General features: G+C 39.5%; 16 protein-coding genes. 3 read left to right on the top strand and 13 right to left on the bottom strand.

Annotated elements, in window-relative coordinates:
• Window positions 1-27: 27 nt before the first annotated feature.
• Together A6E03_RS16800 and A6E03_RS16805 are read left to right on the top strand one after the other, a co-directional pair.
• Window positions 28-900 (top strand): LysR family transcriptional regulator, encoded by an 873-nt coding sequence (locus A6E03_RS16800; RefSeq protein WP_065601341.1) that lies wholly within the window; start codon window positions 28-30, stop codon window positions 898-900.
• A gap of 111 nt (window positions 901-1,011) precedes the next feature.
• Complete coding sequence (locus A6E03_RS16805) at window positions 1,012-1,632, top strand: LysE family translocator (protein WP_065601342.1); 621 nt, start codon at window positions 1,012-1,014, stop codon at window positions 1,630-1,632.
• A gap of 170 nt (window positions 1,633-1,802) precedes the next feature.
• On the opposite strand, the gene A6E03_RS16810 is transcribed toward A6E03_RS16805, so the two are convergent.
• Window positions 1,803-1,997, bottom strand: a complete 195-nt coding sequence (locus A6E03_RS16810; RefSeq protein ID WP_065592578.1) for a hypothetical protein — start codon at window positions 1,995-1,997, stop codon at window positions 1,803-1,805.
• Window positions 1,998-2,150: 153 nt separating this feature from the next.
• Between A6E03_RS16810 and A6E03_RS16815 the strand changes: the two genes are divergently transcribed.
• Complete coding sequence (locus A6E03_RS16815; RefSeq protein WP_065601343.1) at window positions 2,151-2,900, top strand: phosphatase; 750 nt, start codon at window positions 2,151-2,153, stop codon at window positions 2,898-2,900.
• A gap of 73 nt (window positions 2,901-2,973) precedes the next feature.
• Here A6E03_RS16815 and A6E03_RS16820 read toward each other — a convergent pair whose 3' ends face one another.
• The 12 genes from A6E03_RS16820 to A6E03_RS16875 form a co-directional block, all read right to left on the bottom strand.
• Complete coding sequence (locus A6E03_RS16820; RefSeq protein ID WP_065601344.1) at window positions 2,974-4,152, bottom strand: lipopolysaccharide assembly protein LapB; 1,179 nt, start codon at window positions 4,150-4,152, stop codon at window positions 2,974-2,976.
• On the bottom strand, window positions 4,149-4,772 hold the full coding sequence (locus A6E03_RS16825) for an energy transducer TonB (RefSeq protein ID WP_065601345.1): 624 nt from the start codon (window positions 4,770-4,772) through the stop codon (window positions 4,149-4,151). The genes A6E03_RS16820 and A6E03_RS16825 overlap by 4 nt, the downstream gene beginning before the upstream one ends.
• A complete protein-coding gene (locus tag A6E03_RS16830; RefSeq protein WP_012552168.1) occupies window positions 4,772-5,176 on the bottom strand; it encodes a biopolymer transporter ExbD in 405 nt (134 codons plus the stop codon). Before A6E03_RS16830 ends, A6E03_RS16825 begins: the two co-directional genes overlap by 1 nt.
• Window positions 5,173-5,706, bottom strand: coding sequence for a MotA/TolQ/ExbB proton channel family protein (locus A6E03_RS16835; RefSeq protein ID WP_065592583.1), 534 nt, complete (start codon window positions 5,704-5,706; stop codon window positions 5,173-5,175). Before A6E03_RS16835 ends, A6E03_RS16830 begins: the two co-directional genes overlap by 4 nt.
• Window positions 5,706-7,067: a MotA/TolQ/ExbB proton channel family protein gene (locus tag A6E03_RS16840; protein ID WP_065601346.1), complete on the bottom strand. Its 1,362-nt coding sequence runs from the start codon at window positions 7,065-7,067 to the stop codon at window positions 5,706-5,708. The genes A6E03_RS16835 and A6E03_RS16840 overlap by 1 nt, the downstream gene beginning before the upstream one ends.
• A 1-nt stretch (window position 7,068) precedes the next feature.
• Window positions 7,069-7,830 (bottom strand): DUF3450 domain-containing protein, encoded by a 762-nt coding sequence (locus tag A6E03_RS16845; protein WP_065592585.1) that lies wholly within the window; start codon window positions 7,828-7,830, stop codon window positions 7,069-7,071.
• 82 nt (window positions 7,831-7,912) lie between these two features.
• Window positions 7,913-9,928: a Fe(3+)-hydroxamate ABC transporter permease FhuB gene (gene fhuB, locus A6E03_RS16850; RefSeq protein ID WP_065601347.1), complete on the bottom strand. Its 2,016-nt coding sequence runs from the start codon at window positions 9,926-9,928 to the stop codon at window positions 7,913-7,915.
• Entirely contained in the window at window positions 9,921-10,865 is a 945-nt protein-coding gene (locus A6E03_RS16855; RefSeq protein ID WP_065601348.1) for an iron-siderophore ABC transporter substrate-binding protein, read from the bottom strand. The genes fhuB and A6E03_RS16855 overlap by 8 nt, the downstream gene beginning before the upstream one ends.
• The gene (locus tag A6E03_RS16860; RefSeq protein WP_065592588.1) at window positions 10,859-11,626 is read right to left on the bottom strand and encodes an ABC transporter ATP-binding protein; all 768 of its coding nucleotides are present in this window, start codon (window positions 11,624-11,626) and stop codon (window positions 10,859-10,861) included. Before A6E03_RS16860 ends, A6E03_RS16855 begins: the two co-directional genes overlap by 7 nt.
• 127 nt (window positions 11,627-11,753) lie before the next feature.
• On the bottom strand, window positions 11,754-13,904 hold the full coding sequence (locus A6E03_RS16865) for a TonB-dependent siderophore receptor (RefSeq protein WP_065601349.1): 2,151 nt from the start codon (window positions 13,902-13,904) through the stop codon (window positions 11,754-11,756).
• A 144-nt stretch (window positions 13,905-14,048) separates the two neighbouring features.
• Window positions 14,049-14,945, bottom strand: a complete 897-nt coding sequence (locus tag A6E03_RS16870; RefSeq protein WP_065601350.1) for a helix-turn-helix domain-containing protein — start codon at window positions 14,943-14,945, stop codon at window positions 14,049-14,051.
• A gap of 204 nt (window positions 14,946-15,149) precedes the next feature.
• Window positions 15,150-16,745, bottom strand: a complete 1,596-nt coding sequence (locus A6E03_RS16875) for an ABC-F family ATPase (RefSeq protein WP_065592591.1) — start codon at window positions 16,743-16,745, stop codon at window positions 15,150-15,152.
• Window positions 16,746-17,357: the final 612 nt, after the last annotated feature.

Here is a 17,357-nt window from a genome sequence, read left to right on the forward strand (position 1 = left end):
TACATTGAGTCCCTATAGGAATTAATCATGGATTGGATTGAAAGCGTAAGAAGCTATATAAAAGTGGTTGAAGAAGGCAGTTTTAATGGTGCTGCTGTTCAATTAAATACATCAGGCTCTGCGATAAGTAAACGCATCAATTGGCTTGAAGAACGAGTTGGCGTGCAACTACTTACTAGAACGACTCGCTCGGTACACCAAACTGATGCAGGGATCTTATTTTACCAACGAGCGCGCTTGCAGCTTGACCAATGGCAGCATCTTGTTGATGAAACTAGAGCGATTAATCAAACCCCAACGGGATTATTAAAAATAGGCGCCACCCTTGCGGTAGGCTCTAAATTTATCATTCAATATTTAGATGAATTTTTAGTCATTTATCCAAAAATTAAAATACTGTTAATTACGACATTACCAGGGCAAGTACCTGACACAAATATTGATGTCTTTATTAGTCGTGAATTAGAACAATTAAATACGTTCAGTTATAAATCAACCCCGTTATTTGAACACCATTCAGGTTTTTTTGCGTCTAAAGAATACATAGAAAAAAAAGGAATGCCGAGCGATCTTGATGATTTAAAACGCCATAATATGCTTATTTGGGGTGAGCGCCCCGTTAGAGAGGTTAAATTAGCAAACGGAAAGCGCATTACTCTAAGAGGTAATTTTTCCACCACTAATCCTGAAGCTCTTTTCCATGCTGCCAAACGTGGGATGGGTATATTATTAACCAGTAAGCAGATGTTAATTGACGATATAAAATCAGGTAATCTAGTTGCGGTTCTTCCTGAATTTACGACAGATCACACCTTGGTTAATGCTTATTATCCAACATTAGAGTATGAACACACTCGAACTCAACTTTTTATTAAGTACTTAAAAAGTAAACTAAGTTGATACGAGTAACACTATTAACAAGTACCATATTAATATGTAAACATTTACATTGATTTTAATCCTGATTTCCGTACTCTATTTTGCTTACCTCTTTAAACTTGATACATATAAATGAATACTGCAATTTTATGGGCATTTATCCCAACCTTTTTCTTTGTTTCTGTTACTCCTGGTATGTGCATGACATTAGCACTTAGCTTAGGAATGAGTATTGGTTATCGTCGTACCCTGTGGATGATGATGGGCGAATTAGTCGGTGTCGCAGTTGTTGCGATTGCTGCGGTGTTAGGCGTTGCAGCCATTATGCTCAATTACCCTTGGTTATTTACTATATTTAAGGCCATTGGTGCAGCATACCTTGCTTATATTGGGATTCAAATGTGGCGCTCAAGAGGCAAACTTGCTATGAGTGCAGAGCAAACTGAAGTACCTAAAAGTAAAGATTGGGATTTAGTCATTCAGGGTTTTGTCACTGCAATAGCAAACCCTAAGGGTTGGGCTTTTATGGTTTCTTTACTTCCTCCATTTATTGATGGAAGTAATCCAATTGGACCGCAGTTAATCGCTCTTGTTTCTATTATTTTGATCTGCGAATTTTTATGTATGACACTTTATGCGGCAGGCGGAAAAGGCTTAAAACGTGTATTAGGTCAGTCTAATAACGTGAAAATTATGAACCGTATTTCAGGCAGTTTAATGATTGGTGTCGCGATTTGGTTATTCGTAGGGTAATAGCGTAGTTTAATCGGCTCTAGATAAGGCGATCTGCATTAGGGTCGCTTGATTTAGAGTTTGAACGAAAAGGGGAAACTGCTATTATTTTGTAGTACATCAAGAATGATAAAGCAGCGGATAAAAAGAAGGCATGATTGTTTAAATTAACGGTAAAATAGCGGTTTAGATCAGGTAACAATCAACTTCTCATTACTTCTCATTACTTCTGCTAGCATATCTAATTCTTCATCAGTAAGCAGTGCATTTTCTGATTTAGTCATTGTTTTTTCTTCTAATTTTTTTGCGACTGCATATTGTAGACTACGTAATTGGTAGACCGTTAGCTCATTTAACTCGTTCTTTAGTTTTTCAGTATTAATCATAATAAATCTCGAATATATATGTTTTATATCAATAGCGTGAATAGTAGTTCTCTTTTTCCTACACTTTGTCAGACAAATGTCAGACAAATGTCAAAGCTAAAAGTTGCATAAATAAGTTATACTAACCACATCGCTGTTTAATGGAGAAAACAAATGCGCATTCAGGTAGATACACATACTCACACTTACGCTAGTGGTCACGCTTACAGCACCATTAGTGAAAACGCTTTTTCAGCCTCTCTGCTTGGTTTACCTATGTTTTGTACAACTGACCATGCCTCTTTAATGCCTGGGGCGCCACATTATTGGTTCTTTAGCAATCAGCGAGTCTTACCCCGTTTTCTTCATGGCGTTGCCATCATCAGAGGCTGCGAAGTCAATATCCGTAATACTGACGGAGATATCGATATCCCCCCCTCTGTTGACCAAAACCTCGATTGGGTGATTGCTAGCTTTCATGAACCCGTTTTTACTCCTACAAATAAGTTAGTACACACTCAAGCATTAATCAAGATTATAGAATCAGGTCGAGTTGATGCCTTAGGTCACTTGGGTAATCCCAATTTTGATTTTAACTTTAAAGAGGTGATTCAATGTGCTGCCGATAATAATGTCGCCATTGAAATTAATAACACGTCTCTTAAAGGCGGAAGTCGAATAGGAAGTATTGACCGTTGTTATGAGATAGCAAAAACAGCAAAAGAATTAGGCGCGTTTATCACTACGGGTAGTGATGCACATTTCTGTGATGATATTGGTAAGTTTGAGAAAGTAGAATTGTTAATTGATACTGTCGATTTTCCATTAGATAAGATTATTACTCACACTCCTAAGCAGTTTTTAAGCTTTCTTGCTCTACGTGGACGAGCGCCAATTACAGAATTTGACGCATTAGCACAATAGCTTGCAACGTGTTCTAATTTTAGTTCTAGATCGATATATAAAAATGGAAGGTTATCGCTAACCTTCCATTTTTTTAGATCTTAGATTGAGATTCTAATTGCCTCAAATTAGACAAGTAGTTAACCCACCCCTTCGTTTCATTAGACGCTGATATATCATTGGCTTTTTTCGCATTAATCAACCCTTCTTCTAAACGATTCAGCTTGTAATACGCTTTTACCTTCGCCAATAACACCGCTTGTTTTTTCTTAGGATCGTTCACTTCATTTAACGATCTCAATGCGGCTTCATACTGTTTTTGCTGTAGAAGTAATTGGGATTCTTGCCAGTAATAACGAGATGATATCTTTGCGGCTTTACTCCAGAAGGCAATGGACTTATTCCACTCTTTCGCATTTTGCCAATGCACGGCTTGCTCTACCAATAAATCAACGTCAGTATTTGCTGTTGATAAGCGTTCTAATGTCTGTGCGGCTTTCTCTGGAATACCTTGTTTTGCATATAACTGAGCCAACAATTTAATGTCTTGTTCAGGAAGAGATAATTTGTTGATATCCGCTAACACCAATACATTTAATGCTTGCTTGGTTTGACCTAACTGCAAGTGAGCTGTAACTAACTGACGCCACCACGTTAATTTTTCAGGTTGTAGAACAATTAACCGCTCTAAGGTAGGAACAACTTGCTTCCATTGTTTGAGTTGAACTTGCGCACCAAACTTTAACGACAATGGCGTTAATTCATCAGGCTTGCGGTACGATTCATATCGACCAATCGCTTTAAGGGTTGGTGCAAACTCTGAGCTCTGATAATGGATCTGAGCGATCCTAAGCCATAACTCATCCCCTTTTTCATTCTTTGGTACCGTTTTAACCAATTGATAGTAATGAGGTAGTGCCGCTTTATACTTTTGTTCCATTAAGAGGATATCGGCCAACATCTTTCGGGTTGTCCACGCTTGTTTATCCTGTAATTGACCACTCGAAACCGCATAATCAAGCTGTTTAATCGCTTGTGATTTTTGATTGTTCTGCCAATAAAACACACCCAACATTCGAGCCACGAATGCTTTATCATAGACTTTCGATGTATCAACATCCGCAAGAATATCGATGGCTTCATCCAACTTTTCATTTTGCTGAAGGTTTTGTGCTCTTTGTACTTTTGTGGCGGTATATCGACTCAATTCCGCCGCCGTCACACCTTGTATGTGCAATATAAAAAGAACCGTTAACGCAATTTTTTTCATCATTTGGCTAATTTAAACTCCAATCTAACGGTTTGATTCTGCTGAACAATGGCTTTCCCTTCTACCAATTTAGGTTGGTACTTCCATTGTTTTAGTGCCCGAACCGCATCACGATCAAATATTCGTTTTGGCTCCGCTTCTTTGACTTCGATATCAAAAGGTTCGCCCGTTTCATCAATAGAAAAAGACATAATAACGTAGCCTTCAATTTTTCGTTTTAATGCTCTACTCGGGTATCGTGGTTCTACGCGATACAATGGCATTGCCTGTTGATTGGTCGTAAAACTTCCGAACGACGTTGGAGCGCTTATTTTTAATCCGTTAATCGCCGTATCTAAACCAGCCGAAGACATTGGCGTTACAGGCATCACCGAAGACATCTCTGATTGCGATTGAGATACTTTCGTTTCTGGTGGTAATTCTGGCGGTTTAGGCTGCTCAGGAACAGAACGTTGACGACGTTGAAGATCACTTTCAGGTTCAACCATCATCATAGTAAAGCTTAGATTTTCACTGGCTTCCGGTTTTCCTTGATTACCATTGTCTACCATCCATGCCATCACGGAAAATAAAGCAATACTAATAGCCAGTGCAATAGGTAACGCCATCAATAACCTAAGCACTATCTTTTCTCCGCAGCCAATGCAATTTGCTTCACGCCCGCGCCTTTTGCTGCATCCATCACTTTAACTACGGTTCCGTTATACGCATGTTCATCCGCTTGGATCACAAGAGAGGCATCAGGTTGCTCTAATAACAGATGCTCTAACGTCGCTTGCACACGCTCTACATCTACGATTCGTTTATCGATGTAAATATCATTTGATGCGTTAATGCCAACAAAGATGCCCGCGTCTTTCTGGCTTGTTACATTAGATGCTTGAGGGCGATTCACTTCAACCCCTGATTCGCGTACAAACGAACTCGTCACAATGAAAAAAATCAGCATGATAAAGACAATATCCAACATTGAGGTTAAATCAATTTGGGCTTCTTCTGTTTTTGTATCGCGTCTTCCGAGTCTCATGTTGGACTCCTTAATGATTTTTCTAACTTCAATTCACGTAAACGACACGTTTTTGCTAAACGTGCATGAACAAACAATCCAGCAAGAGCGGCAACCATACCCGCCATCGTTGGTAGCGTAGCCAGTGAGATGCCAGAGGCCATCAGTTTCGGTTGGCTACTGCCTAATGTCGCCATCACATCAAAAACAGAAATCATCCCTGTAACCGTACCTAACAATCCTAACATTGGGCAAATTGATACTAACCATTTGATTAGGTTTAAATTTTGATTTAATTCGATATGCGCTTGATTTAACCAACTGTCACGAATCGCATGAGCATACCAAGATTCATGTTCACTGCGTTGATGCCATTGTGTTACCCATTGTTGCCGGCGCTTTGGAAAATAAAAACCAAGATATATCACACGCTCAACCACAAATAACCAACATACAACCACAACCCCAGCCAGCCACCACAAAATATGGCCACCTTGCGCCATAAATTGCAGTAACGTATCAAGCCAATTAGATAGCCATGACATTGCCATTAGATGTTACTTCCTACCGTAGTTTTCGCTATTGGGTTTGGTTGCTTTTCTGCCTGTATTGCGACTAACCCAATGCCTTGTTTCTCTAAAATGCTGCGTATATTCTCAGCTTGAGTGCTTAAGATATTATGAGCAAACAACAACGGCATTGCAGCAACTAAGCCAAGAACGGTAGTGACCAGTGCCATCGAGATCCCTCCAGCCATCACTTTAGGATCCCCATTTCCAAACTGAGTAATCACTTGGAATGTTTCGATCATGCCAGTAACGGTGCCTAACAAACCAAGCATTGGTGCAAGGGCTGCAAGTAATTTCAACATTGAAAGGCCTTTTTCTAACCCTTGTTGTTCATCCACAATCGCTTCTAATAAACGCAATTCTAATGACTCAACACTGCGATGTTTTTCTTCATCGTAAACAGATAACACTCGGCCTAACGGATTGTCGGTTGGTGCTTCTGGGTTCTTCAACTGTGTTTTTATTTGTTGTTGAATAATCGCTAATTTAACGCCTCGGAAAATCGCAATCACCAATCCTAATGTTAATAACGCAAGAATGATTTTACCTACAACACCACCCGCTTGCAGTCTTTCAACCAAGGTTGGTGTTAATGCCAGTTGGTCTATCATAAAGCCACGAGACGGATCGACAACCATCGTTTCCATATCACCACTTGCAAGATCAGACAGTGAACTCAAGCTTGGGCCATTATCTGGTTGCTTAACATAATAAGTGGCGTCTTTACGTGTGCCATTCCAATTCAAGTAGCCTTGATCGGCAATTAAGCCTATCGATCCTAAGCGATATGACGCTTGAGAAGCGGTTTGACCTTCACCATCAATCACATTGGTATTAATTTTTTTCAGCTCACCACTGGCCTGGATTTGTTCATCCATGCTCATCCATAATTCAGTTAACTGTGGCAAGGTTGGCAACGTTTTAGCGGATACGATGGTGTTTACCGCTTGTGAGTATTGAAGATTATCCGCACCGGTAACACTGGTTTGATTTTCGCTTTTCAACTCTTTCGCAGCTTGACGAACCACACCAAACAATTCACCTAAACTGCCAGTATCTAAGCGCAGTTTCTCTTCTCGTTTTGCTAATAGCCCTTCATTTTCACTGAAGGTTTTCGTCAATGCATTAATCTTTTTTTGAACTTGGCGTTTACGTTCTGCAAGTTCTTTTTTCTGTTGTAGATACGTTTGTTCTGTTTGCTTAAACCCCGATTCTCGCTGCACATCATGCGATTTTTGTGATTTATTTTGAGTTTGTGCACTGCTTGCTAAATCACCTTGAGCTGCCACTGAAAAAGAAAGGCTTAATAATAAAACACTAAGAAGTGTGGATACGTAATTCATCTTATTTCTCCTCAGTAACATTCAGTGATACAGGCAATGTAAGTAAGCTTGGGGCTACCTCTTTATTTGCTACCGCGTACGCATGATTAAGATCCGAATTAAGTGAAGAATCTAATAATGTCCATGACTTTTCTTTTTGATCCCAAGCCCAATATTTATCTTGGTTAAAGTTACGTGCAATTAAAGAAATTCGACCTAAATACAAAATATTTGCTTCAATGGTTTTATCATCATCAAGCGTGATTTTACCTTGGTAAACACCCAATTTAATGCCGTAATCCAGTTCAATTTGATACGCTTCTAAAATACGACGATACTTCTCAGCATCACTGACATTCGCCACTGTCATCATTGTCTCTAGCTTTTCAATGCGAAGATTACGTTGCTCAATACGAATAGGCTTATCGTTTTTAACCGTTTGTTTTAGACCATCAATCATTTTATACATCAAAGGCACGACCCCTTGACGAGTTTGTTCAATGTCTGAAATTTGCTGATCAATATTACTCAATTCACTGTGTTGATCTTTTACTAATGCCTCTAAATGCTTGCGGTAAACATCGAGGTTTTTAACTTCTTCTTCCAGTTGCTCAATATCAGAACGCAACGATAAAGTAGAATCGGCACTATGACTAATACGAGTCTGGCTTTGGGCTGAAGCCGTATTGGTCTTATTTTGAATGGCTTGAGCCGTTCCTAAATCGCTGGCATATACCGCTATTGGTTGTGCCATCATGACCAATAGCCATGCTTTTTTCGTCATTTTTATCATAATCAAATCGCTAATTAATTAAATTCATCTAGCCAATATCAATACAAGGCTAGCCATTATTGAACGTCTATTGTTAATGTGCAGAGCGTTGGCCTTTTATCAGCAACCCAATAAAGTAAATGCCACCAATCACTGACACTAACGTTCCTGCCGCCACTTGAGATGGAAATAAAATATGCTGACCTAACCAATCAGCAATCACCATTAACCAAGCGCCAATTAATGCCGCTACGACAATCTGTTCAAATGCTTTTTTCGCCCCTAAAAGAACCGCCATATGAGGAGCAAGTAAGCCTATAAATGCAATCGGCCCCATGGTAGCAGTTACTGCACCACAAAGTAACGCAACACAAATAAGCAATGCGATAAAACTCTTAGTTACGTTTAGCCCTCTGGCTTGTGCAAACAATCGCCCTGCTGAAATAAGGGTTAGCCAACGATGGGTTAATAACGCAAAAGCCACCAATAAAACGACGCAAAAGAACAAAACAAAAGCAGATTGGGGAGACACTCGATAAGTAGAACCGGCAAGCCAATTCAATAATGAATATGAATCCTCATTCCCTTTTGCTAATGAAAATTGGACTAAAGCATCGATTAACGCCGTTAATGCTATCCCAGTAAGAATGAGCATAGAAGGCGCATACTGATGACGCTTCCCTAGCACCAGTAGCAGCACTAATACCGCTAAACTTCCACAAAAAGTCACAAGAGGCGCGGCTTCAAAGATATTAAACCCTAAGAAAACGCTGCCACCAATTAAGCTCAATGTCGCTCCCGCTGAGATACCTAAAATATCAGGACTTGCTAAAGGATTATAAATCAATCGTTGCAATAATACGCCGGCAACTGCCAATCCGGCCCCTGCAGATAAAGAGGTAAGTAGCCTTGGCCATTTTAACTCCCAACTGAACTCACTTGGGAGCATCATTACCCACGGATGAAGTGTTTGGGTTGAATCTTTTGTTATCACAACCGCTAAAACCACGACCACCACAAGACCCACAATCAATGATGGAATTAACCCTGTTGGTAAATACGATTTTCCTTTTGGTAAACTGATCGACAGTTGATCTTGCGAGCTCATGTTTCTTCGAGTAAACCAAATAAGTGCAGGTGCGCCAATGAATGCCGCCGCCGTTCCACTTGGGATCATATCTGTTGTGTAATGACTGAGCACTACCGCCAATAAATCAGTACCAACTAATAACGTAGCGCCTAATAATAAGCTAAAGAACAATTCATCTTTTGGTGTTCTAGCCCCTAAATGACGCGCAATATTCGGTGCAAGTAAACCAATAAAACTGATCACGCCAACCACAGTAATCGAAGAGGAAACCAGCCATAAACCAACAGTAAATAACCTAAAGAAAGCAGGAATAACATTAAGCCCGCGAGCCGCAGCGCCAACATTACCCAAACGTAATAATGCTAAGACTCTAGGCGCGAAGATAAAAATAAGTACAGCGGCTGATAGTTTTGGTAATAACCATACAATTTGATCCCATCCATTCTGAGCCAGATCCCCAGCCCCCCAAATAAACAAGTTCTTTGCATATTGCTCATTTAATAAAATAATAGCGGTGGCAACTGCACCCAGAAAAATATTCACAGCCATGCCAGATAATACGATAGGTAAGCCTGATAAATTTCGAATACCAGCAATAGCAACGACTAAACCAAACGTGAGCGATGCCCCAACGAGTGCCGCCATAGACGCATAATCAGCCACATACTCAGCAAACCACACATTCATAATCACTAAGGCTAGCCACGCACCAGATGCCGTACCCAGTGTCATTGGGGAAACGAGGGCATTCTGAGTCAATTGTTGCATTAAGCTACCGACTAACCCAAGCATTCCACCAACCAAAAGTGCCATGATTAAACGAGGCAATTGTGACTCAACAAAGATGATCTTATCAAAGTCATCAAGTAAAGTGAGATCCACACTCGCTTGGCTTATTGCTTGCCATTGCTGAGATAAACTCAATACAGCATCAAATTGAAACGTAGCAACCACCAACCCAATCAATACACAAAGTACCGACAGATAACGGAAAGAAACGCCCTTCAACTGACTACTCATTATTACCACTAACATTGATTGATTTAGGTGCTACCTCAAGTAGGCTTTTTGCCAATGCTTGCGCTGTGTATTTTATCGACATTGCGCCACCATAACTCCATACCGATTCAACACTATTCACTCGATGGGCACGTACGAAAGGCATCGCATTCCAAATCACTGATTTGTTTAATTTACTCTCTTCATTAAACGGTTCTATATACAACGCAATGCCATCATCAATATGACGAAGATCTGTTAAGCGAAGTTGTGTTACTCCCCATTGGTTACTTTTTTGAGGTAACGCAGTGGTAAACCCTAACTGATTTAACGCGTATTGCGCTGTTGAATTATCACCATACATAAAGACCGAGGTCATCGTTGCGAATCGAAACACAGACACGGCTGGTAACGCATTACCGTATGCGTCAGCTAACTGCTGCTTTAATTCTGCTATCTCGGTATCCATCTCAATTAACTTTTCTTGTGCGACTTTCTCTTTTCCTAACATAAGGGCAATGGCTTCAAAGTTATTAATCGCCATCAAGCTATTATCATGATCCGCAGAGTAAGTTTGAAAATACAACACAGGGGCTATTTTTTCTAACTGAGGAATTAAATCGGCCTGCGGAGAAGCAACAAGAATCACATCCGGTTTTACCGCCGCTATTTTCTCAAAATTTGGTTCTGCGCGAGTACCTACATCTTCAATATCACTCGACAGTGCAGGTTGTACTACCCACTCACGGTACCCCGCCGTATCTGTGATTGCGACAGGCGTAACACCAAGTTCTATCAGTTGCTCTGCAAGATCCCAGTTTAATGCAACAACTCGCTGAGGTATGGAATCCAGAACTTGTTCACCACGACTGTCTTGCACAACAAATTGAGCCGATGCAGTGTGACTTACCATCAAAAATAGAAGAGTGATAAGCGAAGGAATACGATTTTTCAACATACGATAGCAACTTTATGATTATGAATAGGATGATCAATTAAGGTGATCGGAGTGCCATACAAGTCAGACAATAACGCATCATCAAGCAAATGACCTGCTTCACCTTTAAAGGCCACTTTTCCGCCTTTAAGTGCAATGATTTGTGTGGCATAACGCAGCGTTAAATTAAGATCATGCAGAATAACAATGATCCCTTTTTTCGTTTGTTGGTTTAACTCGCTCAATAGTCCCATGAGTTGATATTGGTGATGAATATCCAATGCGGATGTTGGCTCATCTAAAATCAAAATATCCGCTTGCTGAGCTAATAACATCGCCACCCACGCTCGTTGTCTTTCCCCACCAGAAAGTTGATCAGCCAATGTTGAACGAAAAGTTTGTACGCCAGTTTTGATCATCGACTCTTCAATAATCTGAGCATCTTCTTTATTAAAACGTCCAAGAACGCCACGCCAAGGATAACGGCCTAAGCGAACAAGCTCTTCAACATTAAGCCCTGCGACTTCTGGTAATTTTTGAGGTAAAAACGCCACTTTTTGAGCGAATTTTTTCGAATTTAACGTAGACAGTCGTTGTTGATTTAATCTCACTTCACCTTCTTCTGGTGAAAATTGATTCGCCAACAAGTTCACCAAGGTCGATTTACCCGAGCCATTATGGCCAAGCACGACAGTTAAAGCCGTTGGATCTATTGTTAATTCATCAATATCAAGAATCGTACGTTCGTCCCTGATCACTTTTATATTGTTTAGTTGATACATACTGCTACATCATTTATGTGTGTAAATGGACTTCTTTGTGTCATGCCTAATTCATTTCTTTCATGGCAAAAACGCAAGAAAAGAAGCACGTAAAATGATACGTACTTCCCCTTTTTCTTACCTAAGCTTAAAAGTTATAATTAACACTCAATTCTACCGTTTGCTCTGCACCGTACCAACAGTTAGCCGAGTCATAACAACTGTAATATTCGGTATTAAATAGGTTAGTTGCACTTAGTTGTGCCGTTGCACCAGCCAATGATTCACTTAATCCATCCAACTCATAACCAATAGAGACATCAGCAACCGTATAATCAGGCACTTTGTCTGTATTGTTCGCATCCATTTCCATTTCACCCACATAACGTAAACCACCACTAATGCGTGTTCCCGTTAGAATACCATCGTAGATATAGTAGTTAGACCAAAGGCTAGCAGCATGGGTTGGTACATAAATTGGTGTTTTACCTTCTAAGTCATTACCACTGTCTTTGGTAATTTCCATATCAATGTACGTATAGTTTGCAGCGACGTCCCAGCTATCATTAATCATCCACTGACCTTGCAGCTCAACACCTTGAGAACGGATTTCACCAATTTGCAATTGAGGTCCCCATGGGTCTGTCGGATCTGACATTAATGCGTCACTTTTCACGATTCTAAACACAGACGCTGACGCTGTTTTTGTATAATCAGCTGAATCATATTTCACACCCGCCTCTATTTGCTCACCCAATTCAGGATCATAAGCGTTACCTTTTCCATCAAGACCGGCAGCTGGTTCAAAACTGGTTGCGTAGCTAATAAATGGTGAGAAACCACTTTCAAGCTCATACAGTGCACCAACACGGTATGAGAATTGACTTTGATCTGCATCTTTAGACGTTGTGCTTGTTGTATTGCTTGATTTATATTGATCGAAACGACCACCGGCAATCAGAACTAAACGATCAATTCGCACTTGATCTTGAGTATAGAACCCTAATTGTTCAACACTGATTTTTTCTTTCGATTCATAAGACTTGGTAAGTTTACTTTTATCAATCATGTCATTGTTTGGATTGAAAATATTAAAATTACCAAACTGATTGGTCGTACCAAACTCTTGATAAAGTGAGTCACCATCTAATTTCTGGTAATCAATACCAAACAACAGATTGTGCTCAATACCTCCAGTCACTACACGACCAGACAGTTGGTTATCAATCGTATAACCAGTTGAGCTTTCATCAGTACTGTAAATATTGCGATCAAGATTGCCCGTTGATGCATCAAAGTTACTTTCAATATGGTATGTATTCTCTTGATACAGCGATGCATTCATATAACGGAAGTTTTGTAAGAATGACCAGTTATTATTGAACTCATGGTTGATCTTATAACCAGCCATAAAGAATTCACGCTCAAACGTACTCCAGTTTTTATCTCCAACAAACGTGGACGGATCTGTACTGCCATTTGGATTGTCGTAAATCATTCCAGAAGATGGCATCGAAGAATTCATACCCATTGACGGATCATTCTGATAATACATATTAAAGTTGATCAGCGTTCGGTCGCTGACTTGCCAATCAACTGATGGTGCAATAACGTAGCGTTCTTCTTTTGTGTAATCAACTTGACCATCTTTTTGACGAGCAAGGGCAATAAAACGATAAGAGAAATCACTGTCTCCAAACTGCCCTGTCGTATCAATAGAGGCTTCCACTAGATTACCAGTACCTGTTGCTAATTTTACATCCGTACTTTTTTCTTTTTGTGGTGATTTGGCGATCATATTAACCATACCACCCGGTGGCATTGACCCATATAATACTGACGTTGGCCCTTTAAATACTTCAATTTGTTGAAGCGCAATAGGATCAATCTGAGGTTGTAAATTCCACCCATTTAAGCCTTGTAAAACCAAACCATCATAATAGCTTTGGTTTACATCAAACCCACGAATATTGAACGTATCGTACATTGTCACTGCACCACCTTTCTGCTCGGTTGTCACACCAGGAACATAGCGTAGTGCCTCATTAAGAGATTTAACACTGCGTTGTTCTAATGCTTCACCATCGAGAATAGTAATGCCCTGAGGGGTTTCCTCTGGCTCTAACGATGTTTTTGTTGCGGTATTACGATAAGCCTGACCAAATATTGAAATCGTCTCAATGTCATCAGAAGAGTTATTGTCATTAGCCATTGCTGAAATAGGAAAGAAAAAAGAAGCAGCAATTGCCGTTGCAAGTAACGAAACATTAAATGTTGAATGGTTTGTAGATACGTTCATTATAATCCTGTTTACAATCTCTTAAAATTGAATGCTAATGAGAATGATTCTCTTGCGCATGAGTATAATGATTTATTTTATGAAAAGTTAACAATTTGGGGCATGAATAAATATTTTTACTGATAAATTGATTTATAACAAAAGCTACGAGTTACGGATCGGCAACCAATACTCAACATCAATAATTTCTTCATTTTCATTCAGGTGATAAATTTCAAGATCAAATCCTTCAATGCCTTGATGGCCTGATAACGGTAACCATTCTGAGATCAACCATTCAACAGACCTCGCAAAGCCACCTGAATGACCTATATAAGGCAGAACCGCGTATTCTTGAGATGGGATGATAACTTGTGATACGTTTTCATTTAACGACATTAATACTGACGATAGACTTTCATCTTCAATAATACCTGCCCAGTAGATTAGGGACTCGGTATCATTTCGAGTGTCAATTACGCCATATTTACTCTCTGGAGATGAAGACATCTGAGTTAAATACCCATCGAGATCTTCCCATATTTGAGGAACTTTATCTAAAAAATCAGGAACATCTGAAAGCAAACCTTGCAGCGTGATAGGCAATCCCGTTAACGTGAAACTCTCTTTATATTCTAATCGCACTTGATAAAAACCAGAGCCTTGGATCTCTGTCAGACTTTGACTTTTTAGAAACGGTTTACGAATTCCTATTTTTTTACCTTGTTTTTGATACTCTCGCGGCGACATTTTAAAGTATTGTTTAAAAGAACGGCTAAAGGCTATCTCTGAAGTAAACCCATATAAATAAGCAATATCTAACATACGGTATTTTTTATTCAGCACCTCAATAGCCGCCATGCTTAAACGTAGCTCTCGTACATATTGAGCCACATTCATTCCGGTATGGCTTAGGAACACTCGTTGTAATTGCCAACGAGACCAGCAACTCATTTCTGCAAGTATCTCAACAGATAATGGGCTATCCATATTTTCATGGATATACGCCAAAATAGTATCAATTCGATTGAATGTTTTATCATTATCGATATCTGCCAACATAACTTATCTCCAGTACTTAAGGTGAACATAGCTTATATTGAGTAGAGGTAGTTATCAAAAACACAATTGATATCCTCTCTCTTTTTTAAGTCACAACACAACCCAAAAACATATCCAACTTGGTGAATAATAGTCCAGACATAAAAAATGGAAGCTTATTAATAAGCTTCCATTTTATTTTATCTGTTTAGGTTTTTAGCTAAATTAGCCTTTTAAACCTTGTTTGATTAGGTGTTCTTCGTATGTACCGTGGAAATCGTTAACGCCATCTTTTGTGATTTCGATGATGCGTGTTGCGATTGAAGATACGAACTGACGGTCATGAGATACAAACATTAATGTGCCTTTGTAGTTCTCAAGCGCCAAGTTCAATGCTTCGATAGATTCCATATCCATGTGGTTTGTTGGTTCATCCATTAATAGGATGTTTGGTTGTTGCATAATCAACTTACCAAATAACATACGACCTTGCTCACCACCAGAAATTACTTTAACTGATTTCTTGATATCGCTTTGAGAGAAAAGCATACGGCCAAGAATACCACGAACAACTTGCTCGTCATCGCCTTCTTGTTTCCACTGTCCCATCCAATCTAATAGATTTAGATCTTCAGCGAAATCGTGTCCGTGATCCTGCGCATACATACCAATATTGTTGTTCTCAGACCATTTGATCATGCCTGACATTGGTTCCATTGCACCAGCAAGCGTGTTCAATAGTGTTGATTTACCAATACCATTCTCACCGATGATCGCAATGCGCTCACCCACTTCAACCATCAGGTTAACGCCGTTAAGCAAGATGTTTTCGCCATAACCTTGCTTTAGACCTTCAACTTCTAATGCATTACGGAAAAGTGGTTTTTCTTGGTCAAAACGAATAAACGGAGATTGACGGCTAGATGCTTTAATCTCTGTAAGTTCAATTTTATCCAAACGCTTCTGACGAGAAGTCGCTTGTTTCGCTTTTGATGCGTTTGCAGAGAAGCGGCTTACGAACGTTTGTAAGTCAGCAATTTGTGCTTTCTTCTTCGCATTGTCTGCTTGAAGTTGCTCACGAGCTTGTGTTGCTGCTGTCATGTATTCGTCGTAGTTACCTGGGAATAGGCAAATATTTCCGTAATCCACATCAGCCATATGTGTACATACTGCGTTCAAGAAATGACGGTCATGCGAGATGATGATCATTGTACAGTTACGAGCAAGAAGAATGTCTTCTAACCACGCAATAGTATGCATATCCAAGTTGTTCGTTGGTTCATCAAGAAGCATGATGTCTGGTTCAGCGAATAGAACTTGTGCTAGTAAAACACGAACTTTAAGACCAGGAGCAACTTCGCTCATTAAGCCAAAGTGTAGAGACTCAGGAAGGCCTAGACCTAGTAGAAGTTCACCAGCGCGAGCTTCTGCTGAGTAACCATCCATTTCACCGAATTGAGTTTCTAAATCGCCAACACGCATGCCATCTTCATCTGACATTTCAGGTAAAGAATAAATACGGTCACGCTCTTCTTTAACTGTCCATAGCTCTTTGTGGCCCATGATTACAGTATCGATTACTGTGTATTCTTCGAATGCGAACTGATCTTGGCCTAATTTAGCCATACGTTCATTTGGATCTGTTGAAACTGTACCGCCAGACTGTTCTAACTCGCCACCTAAGATCTTCATAAAGGTAGATTTACCACAGCCGTTCGCGCCGATTAAACCATAACGGTTACCGTTACCAAACTTAACAGAAATATTTTCAAAAAGTGGCTTATCGCCAAATTGCATTGTGATGTTAGCAGTCGTTAGCACAGTACATTCCAATTAGTTATTCAAATAGACATAAAAAAGCTGGCCCGAATGTCCAGCTTTTCAAATTTGCGCTGATTATAGCAGCATTTGTGATTTACATCACTTTTTATTCTACTTAATTACTTTTCAATAACTTAACAGCCTATTTTTTGAATTTTAAAGCACAATATCATTCTTTTATCAGATACTGTGCTTTATGTCGTATAACTTGATACTCGAAAGAATATTATAAATAAGTATGTTCTCAAAAAAACAAAAGTCTGATCTTATCAACGGTCTTTTTAGTACTCTTATTTTGTTGGAAAGACATAAAAAAGGCTCAAACCAAAATTTGAGCCTTTTATCAATCTATTACATTATAGAGCGACTATAAAAGCTCTACCGATTGTTGAGCAATTACGAATTCTTCGTTGGTTGGGGTTGGTAAAGTATTGCACCTTAAATACTCCTAATTTTATGATGCTATACATTTCAGTGTTCAGACATCTAGGTTCAATAAATCATTCTGCAACTTCATCTTGCTGATAAACAGGATGTTTATATTGGTCATTTAATCTTTTTATTTTGACCATTTCCATTTCTGGGAAAAGTAATTTTAAATGGGATAACAAT

The sequence above is a fragment of the Aliivibrio sp. 1S128 genome, from assembly GCF_001691065.1.
Taxonomy (GTDB): Bacteria; Pseudomonadota; Gammaproteobacteria; order Enterobacterales; family Vibrionaceae; genus Aliivibrio.

Excerpts from the sequence above, each read along its gene's own strand:
- A6E03_RS16845 (WP_065592585.1), bottom strand. The coding sequence starts at position 7,830 with ATGACGAAAAAAGCATGGCTATTGGTCATGATGGCACAACCAATAGCG.
- A6E03_RS16855 (WP_065601348.1), bottom strand. The coding sequence starts at position 10,865 with ATGTTGAAAAATCGTATTCCTTCGCTTATCACTCTTCTATTTTTGATG.
- A6E03_RS16835 (WP_065592583.1), bottom strand. The coding sequence starts at position 5,706 with ATGGCAATGTCATGGCTATCTAATTGGCTTGATACGTTACTGCAATTT.
- A6E03_RS16840 (WP_065601346.1), bottom strand. The coding sequence starts at position 7,067 with ATGAATTACGTATCCACACTTCTTAGTGTTTTATTATTAAGCCTTTCT.
- A6E03_RS16860 (WP_065592588.1), bottom strand. The coding sequence starts at position 11,626 with ATGTATCAACTAAACAATATAAAAGTGATCAGGGACGAACGTACGATT.
- A6E03_RS16870 (WP_065601350.1), bottom strand. The coding sequence starts at position 14,945 with ATGTTGGCAGATATCGATAATGATAAAACATTCAATCGAATTGATACT.
- A6E03_RS16800 (WP_065601341.1), top strand. The coding sequence starts at position 28 with ATGGATTGGATTGAAAGCGTAAGAAGCTATATAAAAGTGGTTGAAGAA.
- A6E03_RS16815 (WP_065601343.1), top strand. The coding sequence starts at position 2,151 with ATGCGCATTCAGGTAGATACACATACTCACACTTACGCTAGTGGTCAC.
- A6E03_RS16805 (WP_065601342.1), top strand. The coding sequence starts at position 1,012 with ATGAATACTGCAATTTTATGGGCATTTATCCCAACCTTTTTCTTTGTT.
- A6E03_RS16820 (WP_065601344.1), bottom strand. The coding sequence starts at position 4,152 with ATGATGAAAAAAATTGCGTTAACGGTTCTTTTTATATTGCACATACAA.
- A6E03_RS16810 (WP_065592578.1), bottom strand. The coding sequence starts at position 1,997 with ATGATTAATACTGAAAAACTAAAGAACGAGTTAAATGAGCTAACGGTC.
- A6E03_RS16865 (WP_065601349.1), bottom strand. The coding sequence starts at position 13,904 with ATGAACGTATCTACAAACCATTCAACATTTAATGTTTCGTTACTTGCA.
- fhuB (WP_065601347.1), bottom strand. The coding sequence starts at position 9,928 with ATGAGTAGTCAGTTGAAGGGCGTTTCTTTCCGTTATCTGTCGGTACTT.
- A6E03_RS16830 (WP_012552168.1), bottom strand. The coding sequence starts at position 5,176 with ATGAGACTCGGAAGACGCGATACAAAAACAGAAGAAGCCCAAATTGAT.